Raw genomic sequence first — 18,932 nt, 5'->3', positions numbered from 1 at the left:
GACACGGGCCGGAGGTCCGTCCCATGACCCGCATCCAGCAGACCCCCATCCGCCGTACCGCCCCGCCGCAGGAGCCCCCGGGGATTCCCGGGGAGCCCGTGGCGGACCTCCTCGCCGAGCCCCTCAAGGCCAGCACCGCCGACGCCCGGACCCTCTCGCGGGACCTGTTCCGCCGGCTGGGCGCCCTGGAGGAGGGCACGCCCGAGTACGCGTACGTGCGCAACACCCTCGTCGAGCTGAACCTCAGCCTCGTCAAGTACGCCGCCCGCCGCTTCCGCGGCCGCAGCGAGCCCTTCGAGGACATCGTGCAGGTCGGCACGATCGGACTGATCAAGGCCATCAACCGGTACGACGTGACCCGCGGGGTGGAGTTCACCACCTTCGCGCTGCCCACCGTCACCGGCGAGATCAAGCGCTTCTTCCGCGACACCAGCTGGGCCGTGAAGGTGCCGCGCCGGCTCCAGGAGCTCCGCCTGAACCTGGCCAAGGCCTCCGACGAGCTGGAGCAGGACCTGGGCCGGGCCGCCACCGACGCCGAGCTGGCCGGCCGGCTCGGGCTGACCGAGGCCGAGCTGGCGGAGGGCCGCCGGGCCGCCCGGGTGTACGCCTCGCGTTCCCTCGACGCACCGGCCCAGGAGGACGGCGACTCCGGCACCGCGCAGCGCCCGCTGGGCGAGGAGGAGCCGGTCTACGAGCGCATCGAATGCCTGGAGTCCCTCAAGCCGCTGCTGGCCCGGCTCCCCGAGCGGGACCGGGAGATCCTGTCCCTGCGCTTCGGCCAGGAGCTCACGCAGTCGCAGATCGGCGAGCGCCTCGGCATCTCGCAGATGCACGTGTCCCGGCTGCTCACCCGGACCCTCACGGCCCTGCGCACGGGCCTGCTGACGGACGACCCGCCCCCGGAGCCGGAACCCGCCGCTCAGACCAGCTCGGGCTGTGCCTCGCGCCGCGGCTGCGGCAGGGTCACCGGCGGGGCCTCGCGGTCCCACGGCCCGGTGGTCCGCACGTAGCCGTAGACCACCGAGGCCGTCGCCAGGACGAGCAGCGGCCCGCACAGCCACGGGAGCGCGGCCAGTTCCTGCGACAGGAAGCGGTACGAGAGCAGCAGCGCGGTGAAGACAGCCGCGCCGTAGCCCGCCAGGAGCATCCCCCGCCGGTCCCGGCCGCGGTCGTAGGTGCGCAGAGCCGTCTCGATCGTGACCGTGAAGACCACGCCGGCGAGGATGTCCGCGCCGTAGTGGTAGCCGAAGCCCAGCGTGGCCCCGAGGGTGGCGACCAGCCAGAAGGACCCGAGCCAGCGCAGCGCCCGCGGGCCCTTCCGGGAGTGGATGAAGATCGCGGTGGCCCACGCCGTGTGCAGGCTGGGCATGCAGTTGCGCGGGGTGAACCCGTCGAAGGGCATCGCCTGCGGGGTGCCGAGCGGCGGCGGCGTGTTCGGCCAGAGGTCCGCGAGGGCCCACTGGCCGCCGTCGGCGCCGTAGGCGAGGATCGGCCCGACCACCGGGAAGACCATGTAGATGCCGGGTCCGAGCAGGCCGATCACCAGGAAGGTGCGCACCAGGTGGTGGACCGGGAAGCGGCGCTCCGCGGCCACGTTGCGCAACTGGTGGAGGGCGACAACGACCGCGCCCACCGCGAGCTGGATATAGACCCAGTCCAGGACGTGGGCGCCGACCGCGCCGGTGGCCTCCACGATCCTTCCGGCCACCCACGACGGGTTGCCGAGCGCGTGGTCGGCGGTGGCCACGTACTGGTCGAGCACCATCGGGCGGGTCTTCGCGGTGATGTCGAGCCAGGTGTAGCCGGTCTTGCGGCCCGCGACCAGCAGCAGGGCGAGCCCGACGCCCTTCAGCAGCAGGACCCGCTCCCGGCCGGTGCGGCGCGTGACGGCGATGACGGCGCAGGCCAGGGTGACGATCAGCGCGCCGTTGCCGAACATCGTCGGGGTGCCGGCCGCCCAGCGCCCGAGCCAGAAGAGCAGGTCGATGCCGACCGCGGCGCCGACGGCGACGAACCGCTGGCGCCAGGGCAGCGCCACGAGCATCAGCGTCATGGCGGCGTAGAGCACCGTCCCCGAGCGGGGCGGGAAGAACACCTCGCGCGCCTGGGCGGTGATCGGGCCGGGCGTGCCGTAGTGGCGCGAGGCGATCTCCAGGGCGACGAGGAACCCCAGGCCCACCGCGACGACGGCAGCCCACAGCACCACCCGGGTCCGGCTCCGGGCCTCCCGTCCGTCTCCCCCGTCTGTTCCTGAAACCGCTCGCGATATCGCAGATATCAATTCTTCAGCCGATGTTCATGTTTCAACTTGGTCATGGTCGGTCCGCACATGCTAGTCCCCCGGACGGCGGCGCCGGCGCCGGTAGTGCCACAGGCCGCCGGTCAGGAGGGCCGCGGCGATCACCACCAGGGCCGCCACCGGCCAGGTGCTCCCGGCGATCCGGAGGTTGCCGACGTCGACGGCGGCCACCAGGAACACCGGCACCACCACGAACATCAGGGCCCGGGCGACGGCGGCCAGCATGCCGGGCTCCAGACGGGAGCCGGCGCCGCGCTGCGGCGGCGGCGCGTCGGCGAGGTAGTACGCGGCGGCCCGGCCAAGGACCTGTCGGGTCGCCCTGCGGTAGGAGACCGCCATGTAGGGCGGCCACACCAGCGGGACCACCGTGCCCACCAGGATCGTCACCCCCAGGAGGGTCCAGCGGCCCACCAGGCCGAGCCGCTCGCGGGCGGTCGGGCGGCCGTCCCGGGGGCGGGGCGGCATCAGCCCGAGGAGCTTGGCCATGCGCAGCGTCAGGGCGGTCAGGGTCGCCAGCCTGCGGCGCCGCGGGAGGTCGTCGGGCGGCTCCGGCGGCCCGTCGCCGACGCCCTCCCGCCCTGCGAGGGCCCGCTCCGCGGTGTCCTCGTCCGCGTAGACCCCTTGCAGCACCAGGAGCTCGGCGCCCCGCCGAAGCGCCGTGGGGTCGCGTCCGGCCACCGCGGCCAGCTCCAGCGTCGTTCGAGCCTGGCTCAGCAGCGCCGCGCAGAACGCGACCGGGATGAAGAGGAGGAACGGGCCGCCGACGAAGGCGCCCTCGGCGACCGTCCGGCGGATGCCGCGGGCGACCGCCTCGGCGCCGAGCGCGCCGGCGTCCGCGTCGGGCCGCTCGGCGCGCAGCCGGGCCACGCTCCGTGCGGCACGCGGTCCGGCGTGCCGCAGGGCGAAGCCGGCGAGCAGCTCGGGCATCCGGTCCGGCCTGCGCACGAGCGCGCGCAGGAGGACCTCGGGCGCCCCCTCGGGGGTCTCGGGGGTGGCCGCCATACCGCGCCTCCTCGGCGCCGTCGGGGTCGTTCGCCTCCGTCGGACCGCCGCCCCGGTGTCCGGGACGGCGTCCGCGTGACCTGTTCCACGCTCCCCGTGCGTCGGGGATCCGCATCACCCGCCGCGGGTGGGGTGGCCGGCCTCCCGGCCGGGGTGCGCCCTGTCGCCCGGGGCGGCCGCGAGGACGCCGAGCAGGACCAGGACGAGGACCACGATCCCGAAGACGACGGCCACGACGGCGGGCGTCGGATGGTTCCAGAGCAGCAGGGTCAGCGCTCCGGCCCCGATCACCACGCCGGTCGTCCACGGACGGTGCCCGTCCAGCCACCGCCCGGTGGAACCCGTCCGCACGCCGAGCCGCTCCAGATAGCGGCCTCCGGCGCCGGTGGCCCGGCCGGCCTCGGTGCGCACGACCCGGGCACCGCGCCCCGGCCCGTACAGGTACGCGGCCAGCAGGGTGATCAGGGCGACGACGATGAGCGTGCGGGCACTCTCCCGCAGGAACCGCACCAAGGTGTCGTAGATGACGGCGGCCGCGTCCGGCGGCAGGGTCTCCGGCGGTACGGAGTCGAGGTAGATCCGCCGGGCCACGGCCAGGGCGACGAGCAGCACGCCCATCATCACGCCCACGCCGATGGCGGTGGCCATCAGCCACACGCGGTGGGCGGGGGCGCACCAGATGGCGAGGGCCGCCAGGGCGAGGGCCACCACGGGCAGCCAGACGCCCACGACGTTCAGCAGCCGCATGGCGTCCTGGGCCTTGTCCAGCTTGTCGACCTTGAGCAGCGGGATCTGCTTGTCCACCTCGGGGATCGCCGACGCCTTCTCGAACCCGGCGTCGGTGAGCCGCTCCTTGAGCTGGTCGGTGAGGGTGCCGAGGTCGAGGACGATCGTGTCGCCCTTGGACACGACGGCGCTGGAGCCCTCGCCGGTGAGCACCTTGACCACGGCGGACTGGGCCCGCCGGTTGGCCTCGGTCCAGACGGTCTCGAACTGGTCGCTCGCCACCACCTTGGCCACCACGGCGTGGACCGCCGAGGTGATGGCGCTCTTCAGGGGACCTTCCAGGGCCTGCGACTTCTCCACGATCAGGGGCGGGGCGTCAGCCTGCTTCAGGGCCCGTCCCAGGGCCTCGGTGATCGCCTTGACGTCGACGTTGGCCACCACGCGGGCGGTCAGCTTGTCGTTGACCGCGTTCTGCACGGCGGGCTCGTCGGCGAGGGGGGCCACCGTCTGCACGTACCGGTCCGTGTCGGTGATCGTGTCGTCCACCCAGGCGGACACGACCGCGATCGGGGACAGCAGGAGCGCGAGCAGCAGCAGGACCGAGGCGCCCGCGTAGCGCAGGCGCCGATGGCGCACCGAGGCGGCCTTGCGCAGCCGCTCGTACTCCGCGTGCTCCTCCGCGCTGAGCGGAGGGCGGGGCCCTTCGGGGCCGGAGGGGACCGGGGCAGTCGGGTCCATGGTTCGTCCTCCCAGTTCTCGGTGCCCGCCGCCGCGGTCCGCGGGCGGTCGGTCAGCCCTCGGCCGTGGCCACGCGGCCGGTTCGGGCGGCTTCGAGGAACGCGTCGTAGTCGCGCAGGTTCTGTTCGGCGTACGCCTCGGCGAAGGCGGCGACCGCCCGGTCGAAGGTGTCGGCCATGCCGAGGTAGCCGGCGATGGCGACGGGGTCACCGGACCGGGCGTGGCCCCGGGCGAGGGAGAAGCCGCAGGCCCGGGCGAACAGGCTGAGGCCCTCCGGGCGCATCGACTCGGCGGGGATGGAGCCCTTCCAGTCGAACAGCTGGCGGACGTAGAAGTCGCGCTCCATGCCGTCGATGCCGCGGACGCGCATCCACCCGAGGAAGATGTCGCTGGCGGCCTGCATCAGCCGCTGCCCCGTCACCACGCGCCGGCCCTGGCTCCCGTAGTCCACGGGGGTTGTGTAGGGGGCGAGGACGGAGTCCCGCGCCTCCTTGGCCTGGAGCAGGAGCGGGTCGTCCTCGTCCCGGCCGGTCAGCAGGATGATCCAGCAGCGCGTGCCGACGCTGCCGACGCCGACGACCTTGCGGGCGACGTCGACCAGGCGGAAGCGCGCGAGCAGTTCGCGGCGTTCGGGGGACAGGCTCTGCGCGTACGCCTCGACGAGGGCGTGCACGGCGGAGTCCTGGTCCGTGCGTGCGGCGTCGTCCAGAAGGTCGGACAGGGGCACGATCAGGGGCGGGGCGGGAGCGATCCGCAGCTCCCCGCCGACGCGGCGGGTGAGCTTGGCGAGGGCCTGGAGGTGGTCCCTGCCGCGGGCCTTGGCCAGGGTCCGGTCCGTGCGCCGCAGCATGCGGTCCCCGCCCTGGGCGGCGATCAGACGGAGCTCCTCGGAGTCGTCCTGGGCGTACCAGATGTCCAGGACGCGCATCTCGGCGAGGCGCCGCATCCGGCGCCGGTAAGCCGAGACGGCCTCGGCCACGACGGCGGCCCGGTCCTGGGGGGCGAACCCGTTCTCGCGGCCGGCGACGGCGAGGCTCGCCGCGAGCCGCTTGACGTCCCATTCGAAGGGACCGGGGTAGGTCTCGTCGAAGTCGTTGACGTCGAAGACGAGGGAGCGCTCGGGCGAGGCGAAGAGGCCGAAGTTCATCACGTGGGCGTCCCCGCACAGCTGCACGGTGAGGTCCGTGTGGGGTGCGCGCCCGAGGTCCGCGGCCATGACGGCGGCGGCGCCCCGATAGAAGTGGAAGGGCGACTTCAGCATCCGTCCGTGCCGGATGGGCACCAGTTCCGGCACTCGTGACGCGGCCTGCGCCAGCAGGACCTCGACGGGGTCGGACCGGTCGGGCCCCGGGTCGAAGCCGGCCTGCCCGGACCGCGGTACGGCCGCCCGCGCCCGCTTGCCGCGCTCGGCCCGGTCGGCCGGTGTGGGGGCGTCGCCCGGGGCGACTGGGAACGTGGTCACGGTGCTCCCGCCTCCTGCCTGCGTGGGTCCTGGGCGCCCTGCCCGGTCAGTCGGGCAGGCGCCGCATCTCCTCGACGTGCAGTCCCAGGTCCCGGAACCGTCCGAGGAGGCCGTAGAGGTGTGCCTCGTCCGTCACGGTGCCGAAGAAGAGGGTCTGACGGGCCGCCGGGAACTCCCGGAGCTCCGGGAAGGCGTGGGAGACCGGCTCGGACACGCGGCCCGTGATCCGAAATTCGTAGCGCATGGGCAGCCGTCCCTCTCTCCCAGTCGCCGCAGCCCGGTCGGGCCCGCCACGTCCATCGTGGCCGCCGGTCCGCCGGAGCACCTCACCCGTCGCAGGTGAGGAACGGCCGCGCGGGTGTCGGCGGGGTCACAGCATGTGCAGTTCGCGGGCGCGTTCCACCGCGTCGCGCCGGCGGGAGACGCACAGCTTGCGGTAGATCCCGCGCAGGTGGGTCTTGACGGTGTTGACGGACAGCTGGAGCTCGGCGGCCACCTCGTCGGTGGACATCATCCGCGCCACCTGCTGGAGCACCTCCCGCTCACGGGGGCTCAGCTCCTCGACCAGCGGACGGTCGGCGGCGGCGTGCGGGGTGCCGAGCCAGGCGTAGGAGCCGCTGCGCCCGTCGAGGCCGGCGGCCAGGTGCCGCACCCAGGGGCCGGCCTCCGTGAACGGCCGCCGGAGTCCCTCGGGGCGCGCGGTGTCGAGGGCCTGGACGAGCAGGTCCCGCGCCGTGTCCTCGTGTCCGTCGAGGAGCGCCTGGCGGGCGCGGAGCAGGAGCAGGCGGACCCGGTCGGGCACGGTCACCGCCCCGGAATCCTCCGCGGTCTCGATCAGTTGCAGGGCCTGTACGGGGTGGTCGGCGGCGGCGCGGACCTGTGCCAGGGCGACCGTGTGCGAGGGCGGGGCGTCGTCCGCCCCGACGTGGTCCAGGGCAGTGGCCGCCGCGTCGACGTCCCCCCGGGCCAGGGCCGCGGTGGCGTGGGCGACGGCCAGGCGCGCGGCCGGCCCGGGCGAGGCGGCGGCCGCACCCTCGAGGTGGCCGTCTAGGTGGGTGCGGGCGGCGTCCCAGGCGCCCCGGGCGATCTCCAGCTGGGCCCGGAGCACCGACCTCTCGACGAGGAGGTCGGGGTCGCGCCGGGTGTCGGGGAGCAGGTCCGCCTGGTCGAGGTGGCCGGCCGCCGCGGTGACCTCCTCCCGTTCCAGGGCCACGGCGGCGAGCGCCAGGCCCGCCGCGCCGGAGCGGTGGGACTCCGGGATGCCGTGCTGGTCGGCGAGGGCCAGGGAGGCGGCGCCGTGCTCCTCGGCGCGGGTCAGCTCTCCGGCGACGGCGTCGGCCAGCGCCAGCCGCCCCAGGCACCGGTGGCGCAGCAGGACCGCGGCGTCTCCGCGGCAGGCCCGGACCGCTTGTTCGAGGAGCTCGCGGGCGGGCTGGAGGCCGCCGCCGCGCAGGCGGGCGCAGGCCTGGCCGTAGAGGCGCAGGGGCTCCAGCTCGGGGTGGCGGGCGCGCTCCTCGGACGGTATGCGGGCCAGGAGCTCGGTCACCCGGTGCGCCTGCTCGTCGGCGGCGCCGGGGGCGGACAGCAGCCGCAGCAGGGCGGCGGTGAGCCCGTCGGCCGGCTCGGCGTCCAGTGCGGTGCCGCCCGGTGCCTCCTCGGCGCGTTCGAGCCGGGAGCGACAGCCCTCGACGTCCTGGCGGGCCATGCGGCAGGCGGCGGCGACGAGGGCCGCCCGGGCGCCGGGTACGTCGTCGGGCATCCGGGAGAAGGTGTCGGCGGACGGGGAGGCGCCGGAGCCGGCGAGGAGGGGGACGACCAGCAGGTGCTGGACGGTCTGGGCGGCGGCGAAGCTCCAGTCGCCGCCCGCGGCGGCCTCGTCCACCGCCTCGGCGCTGCGGCCCTGTTCGGCGTACCAGCGGGCGGCGCGGCGGTGCAGCAGGGGTTCCAGCTCGGGCTGCCTGCTGCGCAGGTGGGCGCGCAGGACCTCGGCGAACAGGGGGTGGAAGCGGTACCACCGGGTGCCGGGCAGCGGTTCCACGAACGCGTGGCAGCGGGCCAGGTCCTGGAGGATGCGGCCGGAGTCGCTCCGGCCGGTGAGGGCCGCGGCGAGGTCGGGGTGGACCCGGTTCAGGATGCCCGTGCACAGCAGCAGTTCGCGGGCCGGCTCGGGCTGGGCGGCGAGGACCTCGGTGAGGAGGTAGTCGGAGACCGCCTGCTCGGAGGCGGTGAAGGAGCGGGCGAAGGCGGCGGGGTCCTCGGAGCGCGCCATCGCGAGCGCGCACAGGCGCAGTCCCGCGGCCCAGCCCTCGGTGTGCTCCAGGAGGAGGTCCACGAGGTCGTCGTCGGGGGCGGCCCCCTGGCCGCGCAGGAGTTGGACCGCCTCGCTGCGGGTGAACGCCAGGTCGTGCTCGCGGATCTCGTGGACGCGGTCCTCGGCGCGGTAGCGGTGCAGCGGCAGCGGCGGGTCCTCCCGGCTGATGAGGACCAGCCGCAGGGCCGGACCGGCGTGCTCGGAGACGAACCGCAGGCCTTCGGGGACGGTGCTGCCGGGGGCCTTGTCGAGCCCGTCGACGACCAGCACGAGCGGGGCGGGGGCGAGTTCGAGCGCGGAGGCGAGACGGACCAGCAGCGAGCGGTCGACGTCGTCCGCGCAGACGGGTGTGCCGAGGTCGTCCTCGGCGAGGGCCCCGGAGCGCCGGAGCCCTTCGACGACGTAGGCCCAGAAGACACCCGGGGTGTCGTCCTCGTCCAGGGTCACCCAGACCACCGGGTCGGCGGCCGACGCGGACCGGGCCCAGGAGGCGGCCAGGGCGGTCTTGCCGACCCCGGGCGCTCCGGTGATCAGCGTCAGCGGTCCCCGGGTGCCCAGGGCGAGCCGGTTCAGCAGCCGCGGCCGGCGCACCAGGCCGGGGGCGTGGAAGGGCACGGCGAGTTTGGCGGCCAGCAAGGGGTCGCCGGTCAGAGGCACGGTCATGAGGTCATACCCCCGGTGGGGCGGCTCGTCATGGCACGGGCCTCCTCCGGCCCCTGGTGTCCGTGTCCGCGCCCCGCCGCCGGAGCCGCTGCCGAGCGGTGGCGGGGCCCCGAGCAGTGCCCCTCCATGGTCACGTCCCGCCGTCTTGATCGCACGCCGCGCACATCGCCCGGCCCGGGCGATGCGGACCGGGCGGGCAGGGGGGCCAATGGAGGGGTCGTGGTGTCCCGCGGAGTGGAGGTGGGCTGCGTGAGCATGCAGGCCAAGGCCCGGTTGGCGCTGCTGGCGGGCACGGCGGCGCTGGTCGTCATGCTGGTCTTCGCCGGGCTGCGCGGCATCGTCCTGGTGGCGGTGGGGCTGGCCGGGATGGCCGTCACGGCGGCGGCCGTGTGGCTGTTCCTGGCCCACCGCGGGCCGGTCCGCTGGATGGCCCTGGCTCTCGCCGTGGCGTCGCCCGTCACCGTGGTCGTCTCGTACGTGCGCGCGGAGCTGCTGTGGGTGGCGCTGTGCGCGGTCGCCCTGTGGGGGCTTGCCGTGGCGGCGGGGCGGTCGGCCCTGGCCGACGAGGGCCGCTCCCGCATGCCCGGGCGTCCGGCACGGCCGCCCCGGCACCCCTTCCTGATCATGAACCCGCGGTCGGGGGGCGGGAAGGTGGGCGCCTTCCGCCTCCGTGAGAAGGCCGAGGCACTCGGCGCCGAGGTGGTGCTGCTCGACCCCGACCGCCACGAGGACGTCACCGAGCTCGCGCGCCGCGCCGTGGACCGCGGCGCCGATCTCGTCGGGGTCGCCGGGGGCGACGGCACCCAGGCCCTGGTCGCCGCCGTCGCCGCCGAGCGGGGGGTGCCGTTCCTGGTCGTCAGCGCCGGCACCCGCAACCACTTCGCGATGGACCTCGGCCTGGACCGGCGCGACCCGTCGACCTGCCTGGACGCCCTCACCGACGGCGTCGAGCTGCGGGTGGACCTCGGCCGTGTCGGCGACCGCGCCTTCGTCAACAACGCCTCCTTCGGCACCTACGCCGAGGTGGTCCAGAGCCCCGCGTACCGGGACGACAAGGTCCGTACGACGCTGAGCCTGCTGCCGGACCTGCTGGCGCACCACACCGGCCCCCGGCTGACGGTGCGGGCCGGGGACACCGCGGTCGACGGCCCGCAGGCCGTCCTGGTCAGCAACAACCCCTACGGGACCGGCGACACGGCGGGCCTGGGCCGGCGCAGCCGGCTCGACACGGGCGTCCTCGGCGTCCTCGCGGTCAAGGTGAACAACGCCGCCCAGGCCGCGGGCGTCCTGCGCGGCGCACGGTCCACGGGGCTGACCTCGCTGACCGCCCGCGAGGTGGAGGTGGACTCCGACGCGCCGCAGGTGCGCGTCGGCATCGACGGCGAGGCGATCATGCTCCCGGCCCCCGTGCGCTGCCGCGTCGAGCCCGGCGCGCTGCGCGTCGTGGTGCCCCGGCACCGGCCGGGGAACCGCGCCGGCGTCCCGATGGACTGGGCCGGAGTGCGCCGGCTGGCCCTGACGATGGGCCGGGCGGCGGGCCGCCGCCCGCCGGAGCCGCCCGCCGGGCCGGGGGGCGCCACCCGGACGGCGGCCGGTGCGGCCGTGCCCCACAAGCCGCACTGGCACTGGCACCGCCCACCCGACCGGGCACCCGTCGACTACATGGGCGCCGTCTACGGGTCGATGCTGGCCGCCTCCGTCATCGTCGGGGCCGGCGTGCCGGGCGGCGCGTACCCGCGGGTGGAGCTGGCCGTGCTGCTGCTGTGCACGGGGCTGGTGTTCTGGGCGGCTCACGTCTACGCACACCTGTTCGGCATCTCGCTGACCAACGGTCACCTGACCTGGCGCGAGTTCCGGACGGTGTGCAAGGACGAGCGGTCCGTCGTCGAGGCCGCGGTGCCGCCGGCCGCGGCCGTGGCGCTCGGCCCGGTGTTCGGGCTGGACCTCAAGGGGACGGTGTGGCTGGCGCTCGGCGTGGCCCTGTGCGGCCAGATCGGATGGGCCGTCGCCGGATCGGTGCGCACGGGGGCGCCGCGCCGCCTGGTCGCCGTGTCCGCCGCGGTCAACCTGGTGCTGGGCGCCGTCATCGTGGCCGCCAAGTCGGCCCTGTCCCATTGACGGACGGCGACGCGCGCCCATCCGTGTGCACACCGGGGCCCCCGGCACCGCATGCCCGTGATCGGGTGAGGTGTGGTCCATGCTGTCCCCCAGGACGGGTGACGACGGTCGGGCAGGAGGCAGCGATGGACGCGACGGGCTCCGGGCCCGAAGGCACTGCGCCCGCCGGAACCGCGGCGCCCCGGGGCGTCCGGCCGGGCCGGGCGGCGCTGATCGTGGCCCTGCGGTGCGTGACCACCACCACGATCCTCGTCGCGGCGTACTTCCTGCTGCCCTTCAGCCGGCGCGACGTCAACGTCCTCGCCCTCGTCATCGGCCTGAGCGCCGTCACGGCCGTCTTCGCCCTGCAGATCCGGTCGATCACCCGCTCCGACCACCCCCGGCTGCGGGCGGTCGAGGCCCTCACGACCACGTTGCCGCTGTTCCTGCTGATGTACTCGGCGACCTACTTCGTCATCGAGGAGTCCGCGCCCGGCAGCTTCAGCGAACCCCTCACCCGCACCGACGCCCTGTACTTCACGCTCACCGTCTTCAGCACCGTCGGCTTCGGGGACATCGTGGCCTGGACCGAGCCCGCGCGGATCCTGGTGATGACGCAGATGGTGGTCAACATCGTGGCCGTCGGCGTGGCCACGCGGATCCTGTTCGGCGCGGTGGAGGCGGCCGTCCGGCGCCAGACCTCCGGCACCCGGGATCCGGACTAGCGGTACGGCGTCCGGGGACGGGGCCGGGGCCGCCGAGAGCCCCTCGAATCACCCGTCACGGGTGAAGGCACCACCCGCCGGCGCACCGATCCTGAAGGCGATCGGCGGGGGCCGCCCCGCCCGCACATCGCTGTGCTGAATGAAGGAGGCGCACGATGGAGAGCCAGCTCCTCGCCTACGACTACCCCCTGTTGGGTGCGTTCTGGACGGTCCTGTGGATCTTCCTGTGGGTGCTGTGGTTCATGTTGCTGTTCCGCATCATCATCGACATCTTCCGGGACGACGGGATGGGCGGATGGGGAAAGGCCGGCTGGCTGATCTTCGTGGTCTTCCTGCCCTTCCTCGGCGTCCTGGTCTACATCATCGCCCGGGGCAAGGGCATGGGACAGCGCGAGATCAAGCACGTCCAGGAACAGCGGGCCGACATGGACGCCTACATCCGTGAGACGGCCGCCCCCCGCAGCCAGGCCGACGAACTGGGCAAGCTGTCGCAGCTCCGGGCCAGCGGGGCCATCACAGAAGCCGAGTACCAGCAGGCCAAGGAGAAGATCCTGCGCTAGCGCGTCCCCGTCGCATCGGCCGGCCGGGCCCCAGGCACCGGCCCGTGAAGAAGAAGGATCACCATGGCACACACACCGACCACGCCACGCGGCCACTCCGACACGACCCTGGCGGCCGCCGGAGGGCTGGTGGTATTCGCCGCCGTGATGCTGCTCATCACCGGGGTGCTCGGGATCTGCCGCGGCATCATGGGCATAGTCGAGGACGAGGTGTTCGTCCGCACGCCGAACTACGTCTTCCAGTTCGACCTCACCACCTGGGGATGGCTGCACCTGATCTTCGGCATCATCGCCGTGATCGTGGGAATCGCCCTCTTCAAGGCACCGCTGTGGGGGCGGATCGCGGGAATCGCCATCGCGGCCCTCGTCATCCTCGTGAACTTCCTGTCCCTGCCCTACTACCCGTTCTGGGCCATCATCGCCATCGCCCTCAGCGGCTTCATCATCTGGGCGCTGTGCATCATCTCCCCGGAGGACATGCGATGACGGGACCATGAACCCCCGGACCGGGACCGGGCCCGCACCACCCACCCAGCCCCCCCCCCCCCCCCCCGCGCCCCAGGGCGCCGGACGCCGGTACGCGGCACGCCGCGTACCGGCGCCGCGCGTCGGGGGGCCGGGGTTTCGGGGGTCACCCCTGCGGGGCGGGGGCTCCGCCGGGTGAGCGGGGCTGGACGGACGGAATCCGGTGGGTGAAGAACAGCGCGACGAGGGCGGTGACGGCGAGGATCCCGAGTGCCGCGCGCAGCCCGTCCAGCCGGGCCTCCGCATTGGCCTCCAGGGCCGCGTCGGACACCTGGGGACTCGCGCCCGCCTCGTCGAGGGCGGTCCTGAGGGCGGCGTCGGAGAGGAAGGGGACCCCGCTCTGGAGCTCGGCGGACGCCTGGGTCTTGACCGGGTCCGGGACGGCCGGGTTCTGCTCGATGCTGGTGAGGAACGAGGTCGTGAGCCCCGCGAGCATGACCGATCCGGCGAGCGCCGTCCCGATGGAGGCACCGAGGTTCGTCACGGAGTTCTGCACGCCGCCGACCTCGGCGCTCCGCTCGTTCGGCACGGCGGACACGGTGACCGAACCGAGCTGGGACGCCAGCGCGCCCATGCCCAGTCCGATCAGCAGCAGCGGGAGGGTCACGATCTCGGGACCCGCGTGGACGTCGAGCGCGACCATCAGGACCACCGCGCCGACCAGCAGCGCCAGGACCCCGAGGCGCACCACCCGGCGCGGGGACACGTCCGGCAGCAGTTTCGGGATCAGGATCGCCGCGGCCAGCAGGGTCAGCGACAGGGGCAGGATGTGCACCCCCGTGGACAGGGCCGACAGGCCGAGCGCGACCGACAGGTACAGCGGGACGAGGAAGAACACGCCCATCTGCACCAGGTACTGGAAGAAGAACATCGTCAGCCCGCCGGTCAGCTGCCGGTTTCCCATCAGGCCCGGGTCCACGAGGGGCTCCCGGCCGCGGCGGGCGACGCGGCGCTCCCAGGAGAGGAAGATCCAGACCAGGAACAGCCCGGCCCACATCAGCCACGCGGCGGGCGAGATCCCAAGCCAGGACGGCCCGTCGGCCTTGGGCAGGAACCAGCCCCACTCCCCGGAACGCAGCACGCCGAAGACGAAGAGGCCGAGACCGAGCACGGACAGCAGGGCGCCGACGAGGTCGATGGAGGGCCGGGCCTCGGCCGGCGCGTCGGCCACCCGCCGGGAGAGCAGCAGGACGACGATCACGAGGACCACCTCTCCGGCGAAGACCCACCGCCACGAGAAGTAGGTCGTCGCCAGCCCGCCGATCAGCGGCCCCACCGCGATCGCGACGGCGCCGGCCGCGGTGACCAGGCCGTATGCGGCCGGCCGCCGTTCGGGGGCGAAGTTCTGGGCGACCAGGGCCACGATGGCGGGCAGGATCAGGGCCGCCCCGATGCCCTCCAGGAACGACCAGCCCAGCAGGAGCACGGGCAGGTTCGGTGCGATCGCGGTCGTGAACGACCCGCAGCCGTACACCACACCGCCGATCATGAAGGCCCGCTTGCGGCCGATGAGGGCCCCGACCTTCCCGCCGGGGATCATGAACATCGCCATGACGAGGGTGTAGGCGGTGATGGCGCCCTGGATCCCGGTCACGGTCGAGCCCACGTCCGCCGCGACGGTCGCGATGGAGACGTTCATGACCGAGCTGTCCAGGGCCATCAGGAACTGCGCGGACGCGAGCGCCAGCAGGGTGGTCCGAGGGGACGTCGGACGCGGCGGGGTGCCTCCGGAAGCCATGCGGGCCAGCATCCCAGCCGCCTGCGGCCGCCCGGCGGCGACGCGCCCGCGCATCCCCTCCGGCACCCGCCGACGGCCCTGGGTCCCCCACCGGCCCGGAAACGGACCAAGGCCGTACCGGATGATTCCGATACGGCCTCCGACCTGCGTACTCGCAAGTCGGGACGACAGGATTTGAACCTGCGACCCCTTGACCCCCAGTCAAGTGCGCTACCAAGCTGCGCCACGTCCCGATGCCGCTGACCTGGGGTTTCCCCCGGCCGAACCGGCATGAGAACCATACCGCACTTCCGCGGGTGGTCGCGCGCACCTTTCCCGGGACGGCCGGATCCGGCGGGCCGGGCGGCGGACGTTTGACCTCAAGTCGACTTGAGGTCGCATGGTTCCTCCATGACACACGCAACCGCGGAGTCCGGCTTCCGCTACGAGGACCTGGGCCGCCTGATGGCCCTCATGACCGGGGACGAGAAGCACGGACCCGCCGCCACCTCCACTCTGGACGTGCTGTGGGTGCTGTACGACCGCGTGCTGCGGGTCGGGCCCGAGAGCGCCGAGGAGCCCGGACGGGACCGGTTCCTGCTGTCGAAGGGGCACGGGCCCATGGCCTACTACGCCGTGCTCGCCGCCAAGGGGTTCTTCCCCGTGGACTGGCTGCCCGGTTTCGGCACCTTCGACTCCCCCCTCGGCCACCACCCCGACCGCCTCCTGGTGCCCGGCGTGGAGATCGCCAGCGGCTCCCTCGGGCACGGTCTGCCGCTCGCCGTGGGCAGCGCCCTCGGACTGCGGGCGCAGGGGCTCGACGAGCCCGCCGTGTGGGTGCTGACCGGGGACGCGGAGCTCGACGAGGGCAGCAACCACGAGGCCATCGCCTACGCCGGCGCCGCGGGTCTGGAGGCCCTGCACGCCGTGGTCGTCGACAACGACTCCGCCACCCACGGCCGGCCCGGCGGCATCGCCTCCCGCTTCGAGGCGGCGGGCTGGAGCACGGCCACCGTCGACGGGCGCGACCACGCGGCGCTGCACGCCGCCTTCACCACACCGCATCCGGGCCGGCCGCACGCCGTCGTCGCCCGCGTCGAGAAGAAGTTCTGAGGGGGATCCATGGACACCATGCGGGAGCGGTTCGTCTCGGTCACGTCGGAGGTGCTCGGCGAGGACCCGCGGCTGGCCCTCGTGCTCGCCGAGATCACCATGGACGGGTTCCGGCCCGCGCAGCGGCGCCATCCCGACCGCGTGATCAACGTCGGCATCCGGGAGCAGCTGCTCGTGGGCGTGGGCGGCGGCCTGGCCCTCACCGGGATGCGGCCGGTGGTCCACACCTTCGCCAGCTTCCTGGTGGAGCGGCCGTTCGAACAGGTCAAGCTGGACTTCGGGCACCAGGGCACGGGCGGGGTCCTGGTCAGCGCCAGCGCGAGCTACGACTGGCCGGCCGGCGGGTACACCCACATGGCCCCCGGGGACGTGGCCCTGCTGGACACCCTGGACGGCTGGACCGTGCATGTGCCCGGCCACCCCGACGAGGCGGAGGCCCTGCTGCGGCACGCGTACGCCGCCGGGGACGACCGGGTCTACGTCCGGCTCTCCCAGATGTCGAACTCCGCCCCGCGCCCGGCAGCCGGCGATCCGCGCTTCGAGACCGTGCGGGAGGGGCGCGCGGGCGTGGTGCTCGCCGTCGGACCGATGCTGGACCACGTCCTCGCCGCGACCGAGGGCCTCGACCTCACGGTGCTGTACGCCGCCACCGTGCGCCCCTTCGACGACGCCGGCCTGCGCACCGCCGCCGGGCAGGCCTCGGCCGACGTGGTCCTGGTGGAGCCGTACCTGGCCGGGACCTCCGCGGCGGCCGCCGGCCAGGCGCTGCTCGACGTCCCACACCGGGTGCTGCCGCTGGGAGTGGGGCGCGCCGAGCTGCGCCGGTTCGGGACGATCGAGGAGCACACCGCTGCCCACGGGCTGGACGCCGGGTCGCTGCGGCAGCGGATCACGGCCTTCCTGCGCTGAGCGGGCGCCGGTCGGGGCGGGGTGTTCAGGCGGGGAGGTCCCCGGGCTCCTGGAGCAGCTCCACGAGCTCCATGGCGAGGGCCTTCACCGTGGTCAGGCCCGCCAGCCCCCACCTCCGGGGCACCACGTCCACCGCGCACACCGTGCCGAGGACGATGCCCCGCCGGTCGGTGAGCGGCGCCCCCAGGTAGGAGCGGATGCCGCTGCCGTCCACGACGGCGTTGCCCGCGAAGCGCGCGAAGTCCCGTACGTCCTCCAGGACCAGGGCCCGGCGGCGCACCACCACGTGCGGGCAGTAGCCGTGGTCGCGGGGCAGCACCCGCGCCGGGTAGGCGCTCGGCGCCGCGTGCGGCCCGTGGTGCAGTCCGGCGAAGAACTGGCGTTCCTCGCCGACGAAGTTGACCCCCGCGTACGGGGCGTCGAGGGTCTGGGCGACGCGGCGGGCGAAGGCGTCGAGTCCGGCGTCCGCCCGCTGGCCCAGGTTCATCTCGCGCAGCCGGACGGCCCGTGCGGGAGCCTCCCGGTCCACGGGGGTGAGCAGCAGGTGGCCGGTCGATTCGTAGCGGTTCACGGTGGTTCCCCCGGTGTGAAGTGGTGGGCGTACGGGTGCTGTGCTGCCGGACCCGGCTCCGCGGCGCGCGGGCCGGTGGACAGCAGGTGGTGGACGAGGGCGGCGAGCGTCCCCGTCCCCGATCCGGTGAGGCGCGCGTCGCAGCGGACGACGGGCACCTGTGGCCCGAGCCCCACCGCCCGGCGGACCTCCTCGACGGTGTAGCGGTGGCTGCCGTCGAACTCGTTGACGGCCAGGACGAAGCCGATGCCGCGCCGTTCGAAGAAGTCCACGGCGGGGAAGCAGTCGGCGAGGCGCCGGGTGTCGACGAGGACGACGGCGCCGAGCGCGCCCGCGCACAGCTCCTCCCACAGGAACCAGAAGCGCTGCTGGCCGGGCGTACCGAACAGGTAGAGGACGTGCCGGTCGTCGAGGGTGAGGCGGCCGAAGTCCAGGGCCACCGTGGTCGCCGTCTTGGCCTCCACCCCGTCGAGCGCGTCGGCGGCCCCGCTCAGGCCGCTCAGCAGTTCCTCCGTGCAGAGCGGCTCGATCTCGCTGACCGCCCCCACGAAGGTGGTCTTGCCCGCCCCGAACCCGCCCGCGACCAGGATCTTCAGGGTCGCGGGCAGGGCCGGGGCCTCAGAGCCGTCGGCGCAGGCCATCGAGCACCGCCCTCAGCAGGCACTGGTCGTCGGCGGCGAAGGACCCGCCGCCGCCCGGGAACCGCGGCGCCTGCGCCCGTACAGCCCCGAACCCCATCAGGTCGGACAGCAGGACCTTGACCACTCCCGCCGGGAGCCGCAGGTGGCCGGCCACCTCGGCGACCGTCACCGTCGGCGCGGCCGTGCAGCACCGCAGGGCGAGGGTGTGGTCGGCGCCGAGCGGGACCCTCGGCCGGACCCCGGTGGCGCTCACCAGGGACAGCAGGTCGAGGGCGACGGCGGGCCGGGTGCGGCCGCCGCTGGCCGTGTACGGGCGCATCACCCGGCCGGCCGAGTCGTCCAGCCAGGGCGTGTCGCGCAGTGCCCCGGCCCCGTTTCCGTGAGCCCCCCCGGCCCAGAGCCTCATCGCGCGGCGTCGGCGTCGGCGCCGGGACGGCGGGGCGGGGCGGCCAGGTACGGCCGAACGCTCTTGACCAGCATCGCCATCTCGTAGCCGAGGACGCCCGCGTCGGCCTCCCGGTCGGCGAGGACGGCCAGGCAGGTGCCGGAGCCGGCCGCAGAGACGAAGACGAGCGCGGTGTCGAGCTCGACGACGACCTGGCGGACCTCCGCGCCGTCGCCGAAGCGGGCGCCGGCGCTGCGGCCGAGGGAGTACAGGCCGGAGGCGAGGGCCGCCATGTGGTCGGCGCTGTCGGGGTCCAGGCCGTGCACGCAGGTGACGAGCCCGTCGTTGGTCAGCAGCACCGCGGCGCGCGTGTACGGGACGCGTTGGACCAGTCCGCCGAGCAGCCAGTCGAGATCCGAGAGGCTGCCTGTCTTCGTCTGCGTCGCCACTTCGCCGGCCATGGGGGTGTGCTCCTCGCTGGGGTTGGT

The 18,932-nt window shown here is 74.3% G+C and carries 17 protein-coding genes, 1 tRNA gene and 1 pseudogene; 7 read left to right on the top strand and 12 right to left on the bottom strand.

Annotated features, from left to right (window positions below; genetic code table 11):
* Positions 1-23 precede the first annotated feature (23 nt).
* Positions 24-1,010 carry a SigB/SigF/SigG family RNA polymerase sigma factor gene (locus ACFY15_RS14680; protein ID WP_390686833.1) on the top strand — a complete coding sequence of 329 codons (987 nt, stop codon included), beginning with the start codon at positions 24-26 and terminating at the stop codon, positions 1,008-1,010.
* Here the strand turns inward: ACFY15_RS14680 and ACFY15_RS14675 are convergent.
* The 6 genes from ACFY15_RS14675 to ACFY15_RS14650 all read right to left on the bottom strand — a co-directional run bounded on the left by ACFY15_RS14675 (position 920) and on the right by ACFY15_RS14650 (position 9,201).
* The gene (locus ACFY15_RS14675) at positions 920-2,206 is read right to left on the bottom strand and encodes a phosphatase PAP2 family protein (RefSeq protein WP_390686832.1); all 1,287 of its coding nucleotides are present in this window, start codon (positions 2,204-2,206) and stop codon (positions 920-922) included. The two genes, ACFY15_RS14680 and ACFY15_RS14675, sit on opposite strands and share 91 nt — an antisense overlap.
* 126 nt (positions 2,207-2,332) lie before the next feature.
* Positions 2,333-3,301: a hypothetical protein gene (locus ACFY15_RS14670; protein ID WP_390686831.1), complete on the bottom strand. Its 969-nt coding sequence runs from the start codon at positions 3,299-3,301 to the stop codon at positions 2,333-2,335.
* Positions 3,302-3,415: 114 nt separating this feature from the next.
* Positions 3,416-4,765, bottom strand: a complete 1,350-nt coding sequence (locus tag ACFY15_RS14665; protein WP_390686830.1) for a hypothetical protein — start codon at positions 4,763-4,765, stop codon at positions 3,416-3,418.
* A gap of 52 nt (positions 4,766-4,817) precedes the next feature.
* On the bottom strand, positions 4,818-6,227 hold the full coding sequence (locus ACFY15_RS14660; RefSeq protein WP_390686829.1) for a DUF2252 domain-containing protein: 1,410 nt from the start codon (positions 6,225-6,227) through the stop codon (positions 4,818-4,820).
* 46 nt (positions 6,228-6,273) lie between these two features.
* On the bottom strand, positions 6,274-6,471 hold the full coding sequence (locus ACFY15_RS14655) for a hypothetical protein (protein WP_045950669.1): 198 nt from the start codon (positions 6,469-6,471) through the stop codon (positions 6,274-6,276).
* Between the two features lie 126 nt (positions 6,472-6,597).
* Positions 6,598-9,201: a LuxR C-terminal-related transcriptional regulator gene (locus ACFY15_RS14650; RefSeq protein WP_390825577.1), complete on the bottom strand. Its 2,604-nt coding sequence runs from the start codon at positions 9,199-9,201 to the stop codon at positions 6,598-6,600.
* Positions 9,202-9,456: 255 nt separating this feature from the next.
* Between ACFY15_RS14650 and ACFY15_RS14645 the strand changes: the two are divergent.
* The 4 genes and pseudogenes from ACFY15_RS14645 to ACFY15_RS14630 all read left to right on the top strand — a co-directional run.
* Positions 9,457-10,737: pseudogene (locus tag ACFY15_RS14645) on the top strand (diacylglycerol/lipid kinase family protein); the annotation flags it as partial.
* A 707-nt stretch (positions 10,738-11,444) separates the two neighbouring features.
* Entirely contained in the window at positions 11,445-12,023 is a 579-nt protein-coding gene (locus tag ACFY15_RS14640; RefSeq protein ID WP_390686827.1) for a potassium channel family protein, read from the top strand.
* A 155-nt stretch (positions 12,024-12,178) separates the two neighbouring features.
* A complete protein-coding gene (locus ACFY15_RS14635; RefSeq protein ID WP_390686826.1) occupies positions 12,179-12,583 on the top strand; it encodes an SHOCT domain-containing protein in 405 nt (134 codons plus the stop codon).
* A gap of 63 nt (positions 12,584-12,646) precedes the next feature.
* A complete protein-coding gene (locus tag ACFY15_RS14630; RefSeq protein ID WP_390686825.1) occupies positions 12,647-13,069 on the top strand; it encodes a hypothetical protein in 423 nt (140 codons plus the stop codon).
* A gap of 145 nt (positions 13,070-13,214) precedes the next feature.
* On the opposite strand, the gene ACFY15_RS14625 is transcribed toward ACFY15_RS14630, so the two are convergent.
* Both ACFY15_RS14625 and ACFY15_RS14620 read right to left on the bottom strand, forming a co-directional pair.
* A complete protein-coding gene (locus ACFY15_RS14625) occupies positions 13,215-14,846 on the bottom strand; it encodes an MFS transporter (protein WP_390686824.1) in 1,632 nt (543 codons plus the stop codon).
* A gap of 159 nt (positions 14,847-15,005) precedes the next feature.
* Positions 15,006-15,079: transfer RNA gene (locus ACFY15_RS14620), tRNA-Pro, on the bottom strand.
* Between the two features lie 157 nt (positions 15,080-15,236).
* Between ACFY15_RS14620 and ACFY15_RS14615 the strand changes: the two genes are divergently transcribed.
* Together ACFY15_RS14615 and ACFY15_RS14610 are read left to right on the top strand one after the other, a co-directional pair.
* Positions 15,237-15,938, top strand: coding sequence for a transketolase (locus tag ACFY15_RS14615; RefSeq protein WP_390686823.1), 702 nt, complete (start codon positions 15,237-15,239; stop codon positions 15,936-15,938).
* 9 nt (positions 15,939-15,947) lie between these two features.
* Entirely contained in the window at positions 15,948-16,847 is a 900-nt protein-coding gene (locus tag ACFY15_RS14610; protein ID WP_390686822.1) for a transketolase family protein, read from the top strand.
* 25 nt (positions 16,848-16,872) lie between these two features.
* On the opposite strand, the gene ACFY15_RS14605 is transcribed toward ACFY15_RS14610, so the two are convergent.
* Genes ACFY15_RS14605 through ACFY15_RS14590 form a run of 4 tightly spaced genes read right to left on the bottom strand, consistent with a single transcriptional unit; the run spans position 16,873 to position 18,905 of the window.
* Entirely contained in the window at positions 16,873-17,418 is a 546-nt protein-coding gene (locus tag ACFY15_RS14605) for a GAF domain-containing protein (RefSeq protein ID WP_390686821.1), read from the bottom strand.
* Positions 17,415-18,059, bottom strand: a complete 645-nt coding sequence (locus tag ACFY15_RS14600; protein ID WP_390686820.1) for an ATP/GTP-binding protein — start codon at positions 18,057-18,059, stop codon at positions 17,415-17,417. The genes ACFY15_RS14605 and ACFY15_RS14600 overlap by 4 nt, the downstream gene beginning before the upstream one ends.
* Positions 18,037-18,465: a DUF742 domain-containing protein gene (locus ACFY15_RS14595; RefSeq protein ID WP_390686819.1), complete on the bottom strand. Its 429-nt coding sequence runs from the start codon at positions 18,463-18,465 to the stop codon at positions 18,037-18,039. The genes ACFY15_RS14600 and ACFY15_RS14595 overlap by 23 nt, the downstream gene beginning before the upstream one ends.
* Positions 18,462-18,905: a roadblock/LC7 domain-containing protein gene (locus ACFY15_RS14590; protein WP_390687053.1), complete on the bottom strand. Its 444-nt coding sequence runs from the start codon at positions 18,903-18,905 to the stop codon at positions 18,462-18,464. Before ACFY15_RS14590 ends, ACFY15_RS14595 begins: the two co-directional genes overlap by 4 nt.
* Positions 18,906-18,932: the final 27 nt, after the last annotated feature.

Source organism: Streptomyces sp. NPDC001373 (assembly GCF_042895815.1).
Taxonomy (GTDB): Bacteria; Actinomycetota; Actinomycetes; order Streptomycetales; family Streptomycetaceae; genus Streptomyces.
The sequence above is the reverse complement of the archived record's forward strand: the minus strand, read 5'-3'. Positions and strand labels throughout refer to the sequence as shown.

Excerpts from the sequence above, each read along its gene's own strand:
- ACFY15_RS14680 (WP_390686833.1), top strand. The coding sequence starts at position 24 with ATGACCCGCATCCAGCAGACCCCCATCCGCCGTACCGCCCCGCCGCAG.
- ACFY15_RS14670 (WP_390686831.1), bottom strand. The coding sequence starts at position 3,301 with ATGGCGGCCACCCCCGAGACCCCCGAGGGGGCGCCCGAGGTCCTCCTG.
- ACFY15_RS14665 (WP_390686830.1), bottom strand. The coding sequence starts at position 4,765 with ATGGACCCGACTGCCCCGGTCCCCTCCGGCCCCGAAGGGCCCCGCCCT.
- ACFY15_RS14655 (WP_045950669.1), bottom strand. The coding sequence starts at position 6,471 with ATGCGCTACGAATTTCGGATCACGGGCCGCGTGTCCGAGCCGGTCTCC.
- ACFY15_RS14650 (WP_390825577.1), bottom strand. The coding sequence starts at position 9,201 with ATGACCGTGCCTCTGACCGGCGACCCCTTGCTGGCCGCCAAACTCGCC.
- ACFY15_RS14640 (WP_390686827.1), top strand. The coding sequence starts at position 11,445 with ATGGACGCGACGGGCTCCGGGCCCGAAGGCACTGCGCCCGCCGGAACC.
- ACFY15_RS14635 (WP_390686826.1), top strand. The coding sequence starts at position 12,179 with ATGGAGAGCCAGCTCCTCGCCTACGACTACCCCCTGTTGGGTGCGTTC.
- ACFY15_RS14630 (WP_390686825.1), top strand. The coding sequence starts at position 12,647 with ATGGCACACACACCGACCACGCCACGCGGCCACTCCGACACGACCCTG.
- ACFY15_RS14625 (WP_390686824.1), bottom strand. The coding sequence starts at position 14,846 with ATGGCTTCCGGAGGCACCCCGCCGCGTCCGACGTCCCCTCGGACCACC.
- ACFY15_RS14615 (WP_390686823.1), top strand. The coding sequence starts at position 15,237 with ATGACACACGCAACCGCGGAGTCCGGCTTCCGCTACGAGGACCTGGGC.
- ACFY15_RS14610 (WP_390686822.1), top strand. The coding sequence starts at position 15,948 with ATGGACACCATGCGGGAGCGGTTCGTCTCGGTCACGTCGGAGGTGCTC.
- ACFY15_RS14600 (WP_390686820.1), bottom strand. The coding sequence starts at position 18,059 with ATGGCCTGCGCCGACGGCTCTGAGGCCCCGGCCCTGCCCGCGACCCTG.
- ACFY15_RS14595 (WP_390686819.1), bottom strand. The coding sequence starts at position 18,465 with ATGAGGCTCTGGGCCGGGGGGGCTCACGGAAACGGGGCCGGGGCACTG.
- ACFY15_RS14590 (WP_390687053.1), bottom strand. The coding sequence starts at position 18,905 with ATGGCCGGCGAAGTGGCGACGCAGACGAAGACAGGCAGCCTCTCGGAT.